The organism is Catellatospora chokoriensis (assembly GCF_011297315.1).
GTDB lineage: Bacteria > Actinomycetota > Actinomycetes > Mycobacteriales > Micromonosporaceae > Catellatospora > Catellatospora citrea.
On sequence record NZ_JAAOTI010000024.1, the window covers coordinates 121,896 to 136,921 of the forward strand.

At 66.7% G+C, this 15,026-nt stretch carries 12 protein-coding genes; 5 read left to right on the forward strand and 7 right to left on the reverse strand.

All coding sequences use genetic code 11. The annotated features are described in order from the left end of the window. Positions 1–323: 323 nt before the first annotated feature. The 4 genes from HAV39_RS30495 to HAV39_RS30510 are packed head-to-tail and all read right to left on the reverse strand — an operon-like array spanning position 324 to position 4,111. The gene (locus HAV39_RS30495; protein ID WP_191842620.1) at positions 324–1,529 is read right to left on the reverse strand and encodes a pyridoxal-dependent decarboxylase; all 1,206 of its coding nucleotides are present in this window, start codon (positions 1,527–1,529) and stop codon (positions 324–326) included. Next, positions 1,526–2,329 carry a hypothetical protein gene (locus HAV39_RS30500; protein ID WP_191842621.1) on the reverse strand — a complete coding sequence of 268 codons (804 nt, stop codon included), beginning with the start codon at positions 2,327–2,329 and terminating at the stop codon, positions 1,526–1,528. The genes HAV39_RS30495 and HAV39_RS30500 overlap by 4 nt, the downstream gene beginning before the upstream one ends. A gap of 1 nt (position 2,330) precedes the next feature. Then, positions 2,331–3,788, reverse strand: coding sequence for an APC family permease (locus tag HAV39_RS30505; RefSeq protein ID WP_191842622.1), 1,458 nt, complete (start codon positions 3,786–3,788; stop codon positions 2,331–2,333). After that, positions 3,785–4,111, reverse strand: coding sequence for a hypothetical protein (locus tag HAV39_RS30510; RefSeq protein ID WP_191842623.1), 327 nt, complete (start codon positions 4,109–4,111; stop codon positions 3,785–3,787). Before HAV39_RS30510 ends, HAV39_RS30505 begins: the two co-directional genes overlap by 4 nt. A 250-nt stretch (positions 4,112–4,361) precedes the next feature. Here HAV39_RS30510 and HAV39_RS30515 point away from each other — a divergent pair, with 250 nt between their 5' ends. Continuing rightward, positions 4,362–5,024: an HAD family hydrolase gene (locus tag HAV39_RS30515; protein WP_191842645.1), complete on the forward strand. Its 663-nt coding sequence runs from the start codon at positions 4,362–4,364 to the stop codon at positions 5,022–5,024. 646 nt (positions 5,025–5,670) lie between these two features. Next, a complete protein-coding gene (locus tag HAV39_RS30520) occupies positions 5,671–6,105 on the forward strand; it encodes a glycine-rich domain-containing protein (RefSeq protein WP_191842624.1) in 435 nt (144 codons plus the stop codon). Between the two features lie 477 nt (positions 6,106–6,582). On the opposite strand, the gene HAV39_RS30525 is transcribed toward HAV39_RS30520, so the two are convergent. The 3 genes from HAV39_RS30525 to HAV39_RS30535 are packed head-to-tail and all read right to left on the reverse strand — an operon-like array spanning position 6,583 to position 10,791. Further along, on the reverse strand, positions 6,583–6,897 hold the full coding sequence (locus HAV39_RS30525; protein ID WP_191842625.1) for a DUF6300 family protein: 315 nt from the start codon (positions 6,895–6,897) through the stop codon (positions 6,583–6,585). Further along, the gene (dnaE, locus tag HAV39_RS30530) at positions 6,894–10,460 is read right to left on the reverse strand and encodes a DNA polymerase III subunit alpha (protein ID WP_239120641.1); all 3,567 of its coding nucleotides are present in this window, start codon (positions 10,458–10,460) and stop codon (positions 6,894–6,896) included. The genes HAV39_RS30525 and dnaE overlap by 4 nt, the downstream gene beginning before the upstream one ends. After that, complete coding sequence (locus HAV39_RS30535) at positions 10,453–10,791, reverse strand: hypothetical protein (protein WP_191842627.1); 339 nt, start codon at positions 10,789–10,791, stop codon at positions 10,453–10,455. The genes dnaE and HAV39_RS30535 overlap by 8 nt, the downstream gene beginning before the upstream one ends. Before the next feature lie 401 nt (positions 10,792–11,192). Here HAV39_RS30535 and HAV39_RS30540 point away from each other — a divergent pair, with 401 nt between their 5' ends. The 3 genes from HAV39_RS30540 to HAV39_RS30550 form a co-directional block, all read left to right on the forward strand. Continuing rightward, complete coding sequence (locus HAV39_RS30540) at positions 11,193–12,506, forward strand: helix-turn-helix domain-containing protein (protein ID WP_191842628.1); 1,314 nt, start codon at positions 11,193–11,195, stop codon at positions 12,504–12,506. Next, positions 12,503–13,051: a flavoprotein gene (locus tag HAV39_RS30545; RefSeq protein ID WP_191842629.1), complete on the forward strand. Its 549-nt coding sequence runs from the start codon at positions 12,503–12,505 to the stop codon at positions 13,049–13,051. Before HAV39_RS30540 ends, HAV39_RS30545 begins: the two co-directional genes overlap by 4 nt. Before the next feature lie 742 nt (positions 13,052–13,793). Then, a partial coding sequence (locus HAV39_RS30550; protein ID WP_191842630.1) for a hypothetical protein occupies positions 13,794–15,026 on the forward strand: 1,233 nt, incomplete at its 3' end.

A 15,026-nucleotide genomic window follows, 5' to 3' on the forward strand; every position in this document is an offset into this window, starting at 1 on the left:
AAGTGGTGCGGCCCGGATCGACGTCCGCCCTGTAGGGCGGCGCACGCGCTGTCCGCAGAGGTGGCTGCGGAAGCGGTGCTGCGATCCGGGCCGCGCGGGGACACCCCTTCCCCGCGGGCACAGGTCACCCTTCGGGTGCCGTGCCCTGATCCGTGCGGAACATGTGGTTGCGACCCATCGGGTTCTCTCCGCTTGGGGTGGGCAGGTTCGGCTCTCCCCCGCCGTCGGCGCTCGGCCGGCCGCGATGCACGCGCCGCGTGCGCCCGGCGGGTGGAGCACGCTCCGCGAGGAGCCGACGCAGTCGCATCCGGTGGTTGCCTTCGCTACCCGCCTGTTCGGGATTGCGCGTTCGGGGCGGCGGACAGCAGGCGGCGCGCCAGGCTGCGACGGGGCGCGGGCACCCGATGCACCATCCGCGACCAGGCCTCGACCAGTTCGTCGATCTGGTCGCGCGTGACCTGCGGCATGCAGATCAGCCGGTGGTACCGGCCGTCGCCCGGGATGATCCACCTCTCAGGCAGCCGCGGTGGTGAGGGGAAATAGACGGTGAAGCCATGCGGGTGTCTGCATGCGTCCACGCCGATGCCACGCAGCCGCTGGCAGGCGTACTCGGCGGTCTGCCGGCAGGCCCGGACCCGCTGCCGGTGCGCGTCGAGGCCCAGCCCGGCTAGAGAGGCGTACAGCAGCAGCGTGCTGTGGCCGGAGCGGCTGCCGCCGATGGTGACGTTCGCGGTGCCGGTGTACGACACGGCGGCGGTCGTCGCGGCGTTCGGCGGGTCGCGGTAGATGAGCACCCCGCAGGGTGTGAGCGTCGACAGGAACTTGTGCCCGGAGGTGATGATCGAGGTGACTCCGGGGACGCTGAAGTCGACCAGTGGCGTTTCATCCTCCGGGACCAGCGCCAGCGGCAGGCCGGACAGTGCGGCGTCGATGTGGATGCGCCGGCGTGTGATCGACAGCCGCTCGCAGGCTGCGACGATGGCCGGTATGTCGTCGACGGCCTCGGTGATGGTGGTGCCGGCCGTGGCGACAATGGCGGCGGCACGGTCCCTACGCCGGGCTAGTTCGGCGTACAGGTCGGCGATGTCCATGCGGCCGTGTTCGTCGGTGCCGATGACGACCAGGGGCATCATGAGTTTGTCCGCCAGTTCACCGACCTTGTAGTGGGCGGATGCCGAGGTGTAGACGACCGCATCGGGGAAGCGTCTGCGGGCGTCGAGTAGGGCGTGTTCGGTGCCCTCGGTGGATCCGCCGGTCACGTACCCCCACCGGGTGGCCGGGGCGTTGAACAGGTCGGCGACGATGTTGACGACTTCGACTTCGAGGTCTTTGGTGTGGTTGCGGCCGTGGCCGCCGTCGTAGGGCGAGCCGATGTTGTTGAGCAGGACGCCGGTCATCAGGTCGGCGAGCTGCTGGTGGGTGATGTCGGTGGCGCCGGGGTAGCCGATGTTGGTACGGGCGTGCTCAGCTGCCTGGCCGAGCAGTGCGGTCCAGAGCGGGCGTAGGTCGCGTGCTGTGTCGGCGGTCATCGGTGGCCTCGCGGGCGGTGGCTGGTGGCGGTGGAGCGTAGGGCGCTGATGCGGGCGTTGTCGGCGCGGTTGAGGGTGTCGGTCAGCTCCCCCAGCCACCGGAACACGTCGCGGTCGGGTTCGCGTCGGCGTAGCACGTCGGCGTCGGTCTGGGCCCAGTCGAACATCGGCCAGGTGGCGCCGTGCTGCATCGGTGCGGAGGCCTCGACGGTGAACTCGTTGAACTGTGCCCGCGAGCGGCTGTGGCAGATCATGGCGGTGCCGTCGGTCAGCAACACCCGGGTGATGGCCGGGAGGTCGGCGGACGATGTGGCGGTCTTGCAGGTCTGGTCCCAGGTGCCGGCATCGGTGTCGAGGCTGATGGCCGCGGCGCCCATGTAGGTGGCCTGGTCGCCCCAGGTCATGTGCTCGTCGTGGCCGACGGCGAGCTCTTTTCGGATGTCGAAGCCGTCGCCTGCCGCGCGTGGGGCGAGTTGTTGGTGCAGGTCGTGGAGCAGGTTGGGCAGGTGGCGGACGTCGGGGTGGGCGAGCCACAGTTGCCAGGCGGCGCCGACCTGCCACATGCGGGGGCGCCGGTCGGGTTGGGCGTACAGGTACGCCAGGGCGTGCGGGGCGAGGGGGTCGGCGAAGCGCAAGTCCCAGGCGTTGATCCGGAACCGGGCGGCCATCCGCCGTAGCCGTTCGGCGACCTGGACTCGCGCGTCGACGTAGGGTGCCGTCTCGTCCGGGGTATGGGCTGCCTGCGGTGCGGCGGTCTGTGGGCCGGGTCGGTCGGTCAGGGGGTGGGTGTCTGGTCGCATGTCACAGCCCCAGTCTTCCCAGGCGGGCTACGCGGGAGCTGATCGGGTCGGCGACGATCCGGCCGACCTGCGCGACGCTCGAGGGTCGGGTCAGCCGTACGACGACGCCCCAGACCAGGCCGGCGGCCGCCGTCGCGGCGACGAGCGCGGGGATGATCAGCCAGCGCCGTGATCCCGGTGGCAGGCCGAGCAGCGAGCCGAGGTTGCTCAGCATCATCGCGATCAGGAGCGCGCCGAGGACGCTGCCACAGACCGGTGCGATACGGCGCACCCACACGCTGTCGTTGGCGCCCTGCCCGGAGGAGAAGAATCGCAGCGCCGCCCATGAGGCCGCGACCAGCAGCGCCAGCAGCATGACCGCGCCAAGTGTCGACAGCCACGTGAACATGACCGTCAGCGGGTCCGCGCCGAGGATCGCGAACCCTGCTAGGACCGCGCCGGCGAGCGCGGTCTGGGTCAGCGATGCCGCGGCGGGTGTGCCGCCGTCGCCGGCTTTGCTCACCGTCGCGAGCCGGGCCGGCAGGATGCCTTCGCGGGCCATCGCGAACAGGTAACGCGATCCGGCTGCGTGGAACGAGGCGATGGCCGCGATGACGCTGGTGGCGAGCAGTGCTGTCGCGAGCAGGCCGACGCCTGGGCCAAAGACGCGGGTCAGCGTCTGCAGCGGGCTCAGGGCCGCATCCGAGCCGACCAACTCCAGGCGTCCCGGACCGACGTGAACGGCCATCGCCCACGCCCCCGCCGCGTAGGTGATCGCGCCGAACGCGATCGCGGCGAGCATCGCCCGGCGTACTGCGGGGCTGCCGCCGCGGGCCTCCTCGGCGTAGGCGGGGACGGTCTCCACGCCGACGAACGCCGCCATCGCGAACGCCACCGCACCGGCCATGCCGGGCACGACTAGCGCCGAGGGTGCGAAGGGCTGCCAGGTCAGCGAACCCTGACGCTGTACCAGGGCCGCGACGATGTAGCAGCCGATGACTGCCACCTCGACGGCGAGCAGCGCCCCCAGGAAACGGGCGCTGCTCATCCCGCCGAGCAGCCCCAGCCCGGCCACGACGGCCAGCGCGCCGGCAGACCATGCCCACCACGGGCCGCCTCCGGCGATACCGGCCACCGTCGGGCCGATAAGCCCGTACAGCGATGTCCCAATCGCCATGTAGCCGACCAGCGCGCACGCCCCGGCGGCTACGCCGATCACCGGGGATATGCCCCGGCCCATCAGTGCGTAAAGCGGCGCGGCGTGGCGGATGTGTCCTGCCGCGCCGGTGTAGGCCACCGCGAGCACGAACAGGATGCAGCCGACGAGCACGAAAGCCAGCGGCACGCCAGCCACGCCGGTCGCGGCGTACATGGTCGGGATGCCACCGACCTGGACCGTCAACGGCGACGACGCCACCACAGCCATGATCCACAGTCCAGCCGGGCCGAGTTTGCCCTGCGCCAACGTCGCCCGCGTCACCGGAGCGCTCCCGCTGCCGCCCTGGCCGACGACTCCACCGGGCAGTCCGGCGCCCGGCAGTCGCGCCGGCGGCGGTGGATCCGGAAATCGTTCGCACTCAGCCGGACCACGCTCACCCGCGGCCGCAGCGGGCTACGCCGCCAGTACGCGAAGTCGGCGGCCGCGGCGGCTTCCGCTGCCTGCTCGGTCAATCGCGGCGACACGAACTCGTGCGTGTGCCAGTCCGGCCAGTCCCGCCGCACTGCGAACAGCACGACCGCGTCGAGCACACGACGGCGCCGCAACCCGTACCAGCCGGTCCCCACCAGCAGCCCGTTCACCATGCCTAGACCTCCCCCACCTGACGAAAACGTGGAAGGGTGGGCGGGCATGATCGCCCGCCCACCCGGCGCCAACCGCGGCAGGCGACATCAGACGCGGCAGGGCCTCAGATCCATTGACGGTGACGACACAGCCAAGGTCGAGACCTGCCATGCAGACACCGCCAGTGTCTGGATCTGGATCGCCGACGCCCGGACCGGCGCGCCTATTCGCCAGCCGAATAGGGTTCTGGCTAGACGAACTTCCCTCGCCATGGAGGCAACAGTGGTCGTCCGGTCTGTCGTCTTCGATGTGGGCGAGACGCTGCTTGACGACACCGCCGAGTTCGGCCGGTGGGCCGACTGGATCGGTGTGCCGCGGCACACCTTCTCCGCAGTGCTCGGTGCCGTGACCGCGCAGGGCCATGACAACGCCGAAACGTTCCAGTACTTCAAGCCAGGCTTTGACCTCGTCAAAGAGCGCCAGGCACGTGAAGACGCCGGGGCGGGCGAAGTCATCGGCGACGCCGAGCTCTATCCCGACGCCCGGCCCTGTTTGCGGGAACTGAAGGTTCGTGGGCTGTGGGTCGGCATCGCAGGCAACCAGACCACCCGCGCGGCGGCCCTGCTTCGCGCGCTCGACCTGCCGGTAGACGACATCGCGACCTCTGGCGAATGGGGCGTGGCCAAGCCACAGCCGGGCTTCTTCGAGCGTGTCACCCGGTTCGCTCCCGGCGAGCCGCACGAGATCGTCTACGTGGGCGACCACCGGGACAACGACATCGTCCCGGCCCATGCGGCCGGTCTGCGCACGGTCCTGCTACGGCGTGGACCCTGGGGATACTTGTGGGCCGAAGATCCGCCCGTCGTCGCCACCGCAGATTGGATCATCAACTCGCTCGCTGAACTTCCGGACCTGGTGCGCCCACTCAGTTGAGGCCTTGACCTGCCCAACGGCGCAGAGCGTCCAGCTGGTCCGACGGCCGCGGCACATCGGTGACCAGGCGCGCCAGAACGGGCCCTCAGACGTTGTCGTGCGATTCCGTCGTCGCGAGGCATGACCAGTGGGTCGAGTAACGGCTCGGACTCGAGCGACCACCGACCATATCCACCGCCTCGACGCAGTGCGCCACAAAGGCGCTGGCCAGCAAGCGCTCGCGGGCCGGATCCAGCGACCTGCCCAAGCCAGAGTGAACCTGTCCCCGCCGTCGGCCAGGCCGAGTCTTGGGTTCGAGCGGCTGTTCGGCCGGTCACGCCTTGTCTTCGTGTGAGAGCGCATGTCGCGAAACCGCCCTGCGACATCGAGTCGATGCCCACCGCGCCGCGACACTTCGTTCCAGTAGATCGCGCCGCAGGCGATGACCATCTCAGCGCGGATCCGATGTAGACAAGGCCGTTGTCTGCATCGGCGATCTCGATTTCCAAACGCATCTGGCACGTAATTGATTCAAGACGCTGACCGCTCTGCGAAACATCGCCGAGGTGACGGTTCCCGTCGCACGTCGAACAGGATCGTTCGGGGAGTTAGCTCACCATCTCCGGCTCGATCACACGAAGCAGTATCCATCGAAGGGAGAAGACAGGTGCCGACAACTGACGTCCGGGTGCGTACGCATCCCAAGGACCTGCTCGAAGAGGGTATGTTCGACACACTCGTGGCCCGGCTTCACAAGGACCACCCCGACCTGCCGCTGACGACGTGTGCGCGCATCCAGCAGCAGGCAGTGGAGTTCCTCGACGCGTGCGGCCGCAATCCCGGGACGAGCCTGACCCCGTCCGGGATGGTGGACCTGGGTTGGCACAACCTCATCCTGCACACCGAGACCTACGCAAAGCTCTGCCATGACCTGCGGGGCGAGTTCATCCACCACCATCCTTACGACGGCAACCAGGGCAATCCTGCCGTCCTGGCCCGGACGCAGGAACTGATCGCCGCCGCCGGCCACACCGTCGACCGCGAACTGTGGGCTCTCAACGCCGACTGCGGCAACGACGCACCGTGCGGCAGCCACGCCTAGCCTGGAAGTTCAGTCCGCGTCGGGCTGACGGACGGGTCGTCGGTCAGATCTAGTCGGTATGGGTTGTGGCCACCCACAACCCATGCCGCTTTTCTGCGCCAGATCGCAGTCGGCGGCTAACGGCACACGCGACTGCGCCGCCTCCGTTGCAAACATGCCGAGCGTCGTGCCGTGGACGAGCGTCGGGGATCAGTCTTCACGCTCGGTGCCAAGAGCTTGCCGGTCCGGTACCTCGCCGATGGCGCCGCATGAGTGGCGATGACGCAGCAGCTGTGACCAGCCCGGGCTTGCCGACCTACAGGCCCCTCCTTGCCGTACTCAGCTGCCCCCTGAAGCGATCCGACGTGCTACCGGTAGCGATCCGACGTGCTACCGGTAGCGATCCGAACAAGGGCCGTAGATCTGTGCAGGCGGCTGGTAGGGGCCATCCAACTCAATCGGTGAAGGGCGGAGCTCTAGCCCAGTGCGCAACACCGCCTAGAGCTCGCCGGACTTCCACATTTCATAGTCGGCAGACCAGCCTGATTCCTCGAAGCGAGCCGCGGTCGCGGCGTCCAACCATTCTTTGATCAACCGCGCGAGGAAGTCAGAGTCGCCTTCCCGTGCGCTGCCGTGGACGGCGAAATATGACAACAGACCCTGCGCGGCACCTTTGTCCGCGTCGCACCGCGGGCAGAGTCGCACCTGCCGCGAGCTCTCGGCCATGGTCGGGTGAGGCAGTGTCGCCAGCAGGTAGAGCTCCCCCGCACAGCAGCAGCAGGCGGTTGCGTCTGCCTTCACCTGAATCGTCAACGAATGACCCCTGGACCGGCCAGTGCCTTGATGTCGCTCATGAATGGCACCGACGGTGCTACCTGGACGCAGAGATCCCATCGCGACACGCCGCGCTCATGTTTGAGGTTCAGGTACAGCGGGCTCTTGCCCGGGTAGGAGATGGCGATCTGACGTAGCTGGTCGTGGAACTCGTCGTCGCCCAAGATCCGGTCGGCGGAAAGGTGCAGCACTACTGGCGGGTTCTCGGCTAAGTCGTCTTCCCCGATGGAGATCAGGCTCATGTCGGACATCGAGACTGCCGCGCCGCTGTCGCGCCTGTTCACGTTGCCCTTCACCGCGATGATCGCGTCGGTGGCCAGGTGGGGGCGGAACACCTCATAGGCTTTGGGAAAGCACAGCACCTCGACGTTGCCGTCAAGATCTTCCAGCGTCATGGACGCCCAGGATTTTCCCTGCTTAGTGACTCTGTGCTGGACGGACGTCAGGATGCCGGCGATGACGACCTGGTGGCGGTCGGGCAACTCGTCGGCTTCGATGGCGGCGATGCTGATCTCGCTGTTGGCGCGCAGGACCCGCTCGGCACCCGCAAGAGGATGGCTGGACACGTACAGACCCAGCATTTCCCTTTCGAAGCCGAGCAGCGTCTTTCGGTCCCACTCCACGGAGTCGATGTTGTTCAGATCCAGGCCGACGATCTTGGTGGCGGCAGGTTGGTCGCCGTCCGCCGCGCCGAACATCTGTCCGAACAGATCGTCTTGTCCGTTTGCCTCCTGCTTCTTGACGCCGGTGACGCCATCGACGGCCTGTTCGTGCACCCCCAGCAGCCCGCGGCGGGTATGGCCAAGCGAGTCGAATGCGCCCGCTTTGACCAGCGACTCCACCACTCGCTTGTTACACACGGCCAACGGCACCTTGGCCAGGAAGTCCTCGAAGGATACGAAGGCGCCCTTGTCGCGGCGGGCCTGCACGATCGCGTTGACGACGTTCGCGCCGATGTTCTGGATAGCGCCGAGGCCGAACCGGATGTCGCCCGACACGGGGGCGAACTCCAGTAGCGACTCGTTGACGTCGGGCTGGAGCACCTTCAGCGCCATTCGGCGACATTCACCGAGGTAGGAGGCCATCTTGTCTTTGTCGTCGCCGACGGATGTCAAAAGCGCGGCCATGTATTCGGCCGGGTAGTTGGCCTTGAGATAAGCGGTCCAGTATGACACCAGCCCGTAGGACGCGGTGTGCGCCTTGTTGAAGGCGTAGTCCGCGAACGGAACGAGGATGTCCCACAGCGTCTGGATCGCTTCGTCGCTGTACCCGTTGGTACGCATACCGTCGCGGAACGGCACGAATTCTTTGTCAAGGACGGCCTTGACCTTCTTGCCCATGGCCTTGCGTAGGTTGTCGGCCTTGCCGAGGCTGTAGCCGGCCAGCTTCACCGCGGCCTGCTGCACCTGCTCCTGGTAGACGATCAGGCCATGCGTCGGGCCGAGAATCTCGTTCAAGGGCTCGGCGAGCTCGGGATGGATCGCCACGACTTCTTGCTGGCCGGTCTTACGCAGCGCGTAGTTGGTGTGGGAGTTGGCGCCCATGGGTCCTGGCCGGTACAGCGCCAGAGCGGCCGAGATGTCTTCGAAGTTGTCTGGCTGCATCAGCCGCAGCAGCGCCCGCATCGGCCCGCCGTCGAGCTGGAACACGCCAAGGGTGTCACCGGCGGCCAGCAGCTGGTATGCCTTCGGATCGTCCAGCGACAGTGACAGCAGGTCGATGCGCTGGCCAGTCGTGGCTTCGATGTGCCGGACAGCGTTGTCGATGATCGTCAGGTTGCGCAGGCCGAGAAGGTCCATCTTGAGAGCACCGACGGCCTCACAGACCGGATACTCCCATTGGGTGATCACCGCGCCGTCGGCGTCGCGGACCATCAGCGGGATGTGGTCCATGAGCGGCTCGGATGACAGCAGCACACCGGCAGCGTGCACGCCGGTGCTGCGGACCAGTCCCTCCAGACCCTTCGCGACCCCGACGACCTCTTGGACGATGGGGTCGCTGTCGTGAAGCGCCCGGAACTCGGCTGCCTCGACGTATCGCGGGTGGCTCTCGTCGAAGATTCCCGAAAGCGGAATGTCCTTGCCCATGACCGCCGGCGGCATCGCCTTGGTGATGCGATCACCGACGCTGAACGGGTGCCCGAGGACTCGCGCGGCATCCTTGAGCGCAGCCTTGGCCTTGATTGTGCCGTACGTCGCGATCTGCGCGACCTTGTCTGAGCCGTACTTCTCTGTGAGGTACCCCAGCACCGCGACTCGTCCGGCTTCGTCGAAGTCGGTATCGATATCCGGCATGGAAACCCGCTCGGGGTTCAGGAAGCGCTCGAAGATCAGGCCGTGAGGCAAAGGGTCGAGGTCGGTGATGTCCAGGGCGTAGGCGACGATCGCTCCGGCGGCAGAGCCGCGGCCAGGACCGACCGGGTACCCGTTGTGCTTGGCCCATCGGATCATGTCCGACACGACCAGGAAGTATGCCGGGAAACCCATGTCGTTGATGACGCCGATCTCATACTCGGCCTGCTTGCGCTGCGCATCTGGTATCCCGCCCGGGAATCGGCGGGCCATGCCCTCCCAGACCTGCTCGGCGAAGTAGCTCGCCTCGGTATGCCCGTCCGGGACCGCGAACCGCGGCATCAGGTTGTGGTACGCGAACATGCCGGTGGTGTCGACGCGCTCGGCGATGAGCAGGGTGTTCGCGCAGCCCTCCTGCCATACGTCGGAGGAGTCGATCGCGTACATCTCCTGCGCCGACTTCAGGTAGTAGCCGCTGCCGTCGAACCGAAACCGCTTCTGGTCGGTGATCTGCGCGTTGGTCTGCACGCACAACAGGGCGTCGTGTGATGTGGCCTCGCTGGCGACGACATAGTGCGAGTCGTTGGTCACGACCGGCCGGATGCCGAGCTTCTTGCCAATGTCGACGAGGCCATCACGAACCCGCTTCTCAATGCTGAGACCGTGATCCATCAGCTCGAGGAAGTAGTTCTCAGCCCCGAAGATTTCTCGGTAACGGCCAGCGGCCGCCAGCGCCTCATCGACCTGACCGAGCCGCAACCGGGTCTGAACCTCGCCCGACGGGCATCCGGTCGTGGCCATCAGGCCAGTGGCGTACTCGCCGAGCAGTTCGGCATCCATGCGCGGCTTGCCATACATGCCCTCCTGCGCTGCCCGAGACGAAAGCCGAATAAGGTTCCGCAACCCGTCAGCGTTCGCGGCCCACATCGTGGCGTGCGTGTAACGACCCGAACCGGAGACGTCATCGTCCTTCTGAGCAGCCGTACCCCACCGCACCGGCTTGCGGACACTGCGATCACCCGGCGCCAGGTACGCCTCGATGCCGAGCACCGGCGTGAGCTCCGCGTCCTTGGCTGCCTTGAAGAACTCGTACAGTCCGTGCAGGTTGCCGTGGTCGGTGATCGCCACTGCGGGCATACCCAACTCACGAGCAGTCTTCATCATCTTCTTGATGCGGGCGGCACCGTCGAGGATCGAGTACTCCGTGTGAACGTGCAAGTGGACGAACTGTCCGTGGTTACCGCTACTCACTCTGCTCATCCTCCCAGGAGCTGCCGCCGGCAAGAAGCTTCAACACGGTTGGACGAGACCTCCATCGTTCACACAGCCTGGCGAGTTCGTTACGCGTGAGCGCCTTGCTGCTGTCGATGGACACCAGCAACTCTTTCAACGTGCGCTCGGCCTCGAGGCAGCGGTCGACAGCTGCCCTCACCTCATCGGTCGGATTAGTCTCGACACGATCACTGACGTCATCTGCGGTGCCGTTGTCGGCCGATGAGTGCGCGTCCACCTCGGCGACCATATAGTCAAAGAGTTGACCGGTCAATTCTTTGACCACATGTCGCTCGACATCAGCGACCACCTGACCGCGACAGCCGTCGCAACACGGCACCGGTCCCACGAGCGGACGCACAGCGCGGCAGGGTCACACACTCCATTGACGGCGACGGCATGACCAAGGTCGATACCCGGCACGCAGACAAAACCCTCGTCTGCATCCTCAGACGCCGACCGAGTTCCCGTGCAGCACCCAAAACACGCACGAACCGGCGCGTGCAACGGCTAATCAAGCGATGAACGGCGCTCGGCTTCCAAGCCGTTCAAGCTGTGGCACGTCGTTGTCCGAGAGGTCATGAGTGCGCCGGAGCGACATATCGCAAGCGGCTGTCGCCTCGGCGTCGAACATGCAGACATCGTCGCCGTCTGCATGACGCCAGTCCGAGGACACGGGCCCGCGTCGACCATCTGACTACTATTCGAGGCATGGCACAGCAGCCGCGTGCACTCGACCCCGAGGCATCGCCCCGAGCCCGATTCGGCGCGACGCTACGCGAATTGCGCCAGGTCACAGGAATGTCGCTGGCGCGCCTGGCAGCCGAAGTTCCGCTACACCCGGATACGCTCGCCAAATACGAGAAGGCTGAACGCTGGCCGGCACGCAGCATCGTCGAAATTCTCGACCGAGTCCTTCACGCTCGTGGCGTTCTCCTCATGAACTGGCAGAATGCCGATCATGGCCCGGCCGCACGCACCGGGCGCACCGATCACGCGACCTGCGGGCCCGACTGGAAGCGACGAGCCATCTTGCCAGCGGCAGCAGCTGCGCTCGCTGGCCCTTCCGTCGCCAGGCTGCTCGACGCGGTGGTCGGCGTCGGACGGCGCAGTGACGACTCCACACCTCCTCCGACCTTAGGTGAGCTCGAACGGCGGGTGGCTGCCGCCAAGACTCGCTATCAGGCGTGCCAGTACGACGAGGCGCTCGCCGATCTACCGACGCTCCTACAGTCGCTAGCAGCGGCCACGCAAGCTGATGCGCCCGAAGATGCCGCACGCGCACACGCACTCGCCGCGGACACCTACCACGTGACCGCAAGCATCCTGCTCAAGCTCGGCGACCAAGCCACCGCACTGCTGGCGGCTGACCGCAGCTCACGTCACGCCACCGCCAGCGAAGACCCCGTCGCCTCCGGTGCCAGCGCTCGGATCATGACACACGCACTGGCAAGCAACGGGCACAGCACTCCCGCTATGCACCTAGCCCAACAAGCAGTGATCGACCTCGACGCCGCGACCAGGCTCGCCACGCCGGACGCCGTAGCCGTCTACGGCGCTCTGGCGCTGAGAGGCGCTGTCGCCGCCGCCCGGTCAGGAGTCAAGGAGAGCGCCGAAGGGCTTCTTGAGCAGGCCGCTCGCGCCGCCACCCGACTCGGCCAAGAAGGAAACACCCGGTGGACCGGATTCGGCCCCGCGAATGTCGGACTTCACCGTGTGAACATCGCCCTGACCTTCGGCGATGTCGGTAACGCGATCCGTTTCGCTCGCCTCGTCCGACAAGACCGGCTCCTACTGGCCGAGCGAAAGGTCTCACTGTTCCTGGACGTGGCCCAGGCATACACACTGTGGGGTCGGCATGATGCGGCACTAACCGCACTCCGAACTGCCAGCCGTATCGCTCCCCAAGAGGTCAGAAGCCGCCCGACGGTACACCGCCTGGTCCTGGACCTATGCGCCCACGCCCCCACGTCCGTCCGAACCCGCGCCACCGAGTTCGCCTCTGCCGCAGGGATCAGCACATGACCCGAAGCCTTCTCATCATTACCTGCGGCGCGGGGCCGGCCAGCGATCTAGGAAAGCTGGTCACGATGGCTCATGATGTCGACTGGGAGATAGGAGTGATCGCTACCCAAGCTGCGCTGCCGTTCCTCGAGCAGGCTGGGTCGACTCTGGCAGCAGATGTCCGCAGCGACTACCGACCGCTCACCCACCAGTCAGGCACGCGGACCGTCTCCGACCCCGATGCATTGATCATCGCGCCTGCAACGTACAACACCGTCAACAAGCTCGCCGCAGGCATAGCCGACAACTATGCGCTGACGTCGGCCGCTGAATTGATCGGCCGCGGCGTGCCTACCGTCGTTGTGCCCTTCGTCAACTCCGCACTAGCCGCTCGGGTGCCGTTCAAGCGTTCGGTCATTGCCCTTCGCGACGAACGGGTGTACGTACTACTCGGTGCCCACGACGGGTGGGAGCCACACGAACCTGGCACGGGAACCGCTCGTCGGAGCGCCTTTCCATGGTCTGCAGCGCTCGCAATCGCCGACCGGCTAGCTCGCGGCGTGTGATGCAGGCGACCTGCGCAATCACGAAGCGTGCCCGCTGACCCAAGCCGTTCGCGAGGCCGACCGACACCCTCACCGCCAACGCGGGACAGTTGAAAGTCCTCGTCGAGAACATCGCACCGATGCCGCTCAGCCGACACGTCGCCGTAACGGTCCGGGCAGCCTAGGCCACCACATCTCCTCCGAATATCACCACCGCGGAATTCGGACAGTCTTGGACAGCTGGGCGCCATGGCGGCACCGTGATGCCTGTTGGCCCTCGCCCTATTCGGTGTCGATGTCTGATTTGCCCAGCTGTTCATAAAACTGCTCAACGTTCACGGTCCGTATAAAGGACTGCTCTGAAAGCGGCCAAGGAGCTGGCTCGGATCGAAATAAACTCGATCAGCGGCTTGGCAACGCAACCCCCGTCCCGGCCGATCCCCGGCGACGGGCGCAGCCGCTCCTCCGCAGACAGGCGGGCACGACACACCGGGTGCCAGCAGGGTGTGCCCGTTCACCCTCACCGGTTCCGCCGATCCACCTCCCCAGTGCGAGCCCGCGTATCGACAGACGTGGCCGTGCGCGCCAGCACCACGGACGTTCGTCGATGATTCACGCCGTCGGCACCCTCGCCCGCGAGTCGACGGGCGACGGTATCGGCCTACTTCGACGGTGTCGAAGTGCAGCAACGGGATGGTCGCATTGCGTAGTCATGGTGGGCCGCAGCCCGCCAGCCGCTCCGCGTCGCGAGGAGATGCACCCCATGCCCGGTCCGAAACCTGTGCGCAGCATCGCGCACCGCGTACTCGTGATGGTGCTGATGAGCGCCGTCGCCGTCGCCACGACCGCGACACCCGCGCTCGCGGTCTCCTGGTCGGTTACCGGCCACATCACCGCCGGCGGACAGCCGGTCGTCGGCGTCTCCGTCGCCGCGTACCCGCCCGGATCCACGTCGGGTTCGGTGGCGTCGGCAGGCAGCAACTCCCAGGGTGACTACGCCATGCAGGTGCCGGACGGCGTCTGGGACATCGTGTTCACGCCGCCGGCCCCATACCAGCCCGTGACTCGGTCGAACTTCTCGGTCACCGGCAACCAGACTCTGGACCTGGTCCTCATCCAGGAGGGCGTCAGCACCTTATCCGGCCGCATCCTGGACCACACCGGAACACCCGCCGGCGACGTCACCTTCAGACTCATCGGCGGCTTCCCCACCGGCGGAACCTACGCCACCCGCACCGGCACCGACGGCCGCTTCACCCTCTACGCCAGCAACGGCACCTACAGCATCCGCATAGCCGGCGACTCCAACACCAGCACCGGCGACCTACCCACCGGCAGCTGGGACCTCAACACCAACGCCACCTACCAACTCACCGCCGACACCAACACCGGCGACATCACCCTGCCCAAACCCGTACACCTCACCGTCACCGTCACCGACCCCACCGGCCAACCCGTCCCCGACGCCCAAGTCAGAACCTCCAACAACAACCCCGTCATCAGCGGCCTAACCACCCTGCTCGGCCTACCCGTCACCAGCGGCAAAACCAGCACACCCACAAACCTCACCGCCGCCAACGGCTCCACCCCGACCGTCGCCCTCTGGCCCACCGCAGGAACACAACTCGACATCACCCCACCCACCAACCGACCCGATCTCCTGACCATCACGACCACACCGGTCAGCGTGACCGCAGACCAGACGATCACCGCGACCCTGCCCTCCGGACCGACCATGACCGGCCGAATCCTGGACCACACCGGAACACCCGCCGGCGACGTCACCTTCAGACTCATCGGCGGCTTCCCCACCGGCGGAACCTACGCCACCCGCACCGGCACCGACGGCCGCTTCACCCTCTACGCCCGCAACGGCACCTACAGCATCCGCATAGCCGGCGACTCCAACACCAGCACCGGCGACCTACCCACCGGCAGCTGGGACCTCAACACCAACGCCACCTACCAACTCACCGCCGACACCAACACCGGCGAC

Excerpts from the sequence above, each read along its gene's own strand:
- HAV39_RS30495 (WP_191842620.1), bottom strand. The coding sequence starts at position 1,529 with ATGACCGCCGACACAGCACGCGACCTACGCCCGCTCTGGACCGCACTG.
- HAV39_RS30510 (WP_191842623.1), bottom strand. The coding sequence starts at position 4,111 with ATGGTGAACGGGCTGCTGGTGGGGACCGGCTGGTACGGGTTGCGGCGC.
- HAV39_RS30540 (WP_191842628.1), top strand. The coding sequence starts at position 11,193 with ATGGCACAGCAGCCGCGTGCACTCGACCCCGAGGCATCGCCCCGAGCC.
- HAV39_RS30500 (WP_191842621.1), bottom strand. The coding sequence starts at position 2,329 with ATGCGACCAGACACCCACCCCCTGACCGACCGACCCGGCCCACAGACC.
- HAV39_RS30545 (WP_191842629.1), top strand. The coding sequence starts at position 12,503 with ATGACCCGAAGCCTTCTCATCATTACCTGCGGCGCGGGGCCGGCCAGC.
- HAV39_RS30515 (WP_191842645.1), top strand. The coding sequence starts at position 4,362 with ATGGAGGCAACAGTGGTCGTCCGGTCTGTCGTCTTCGATGTGGGCGAG.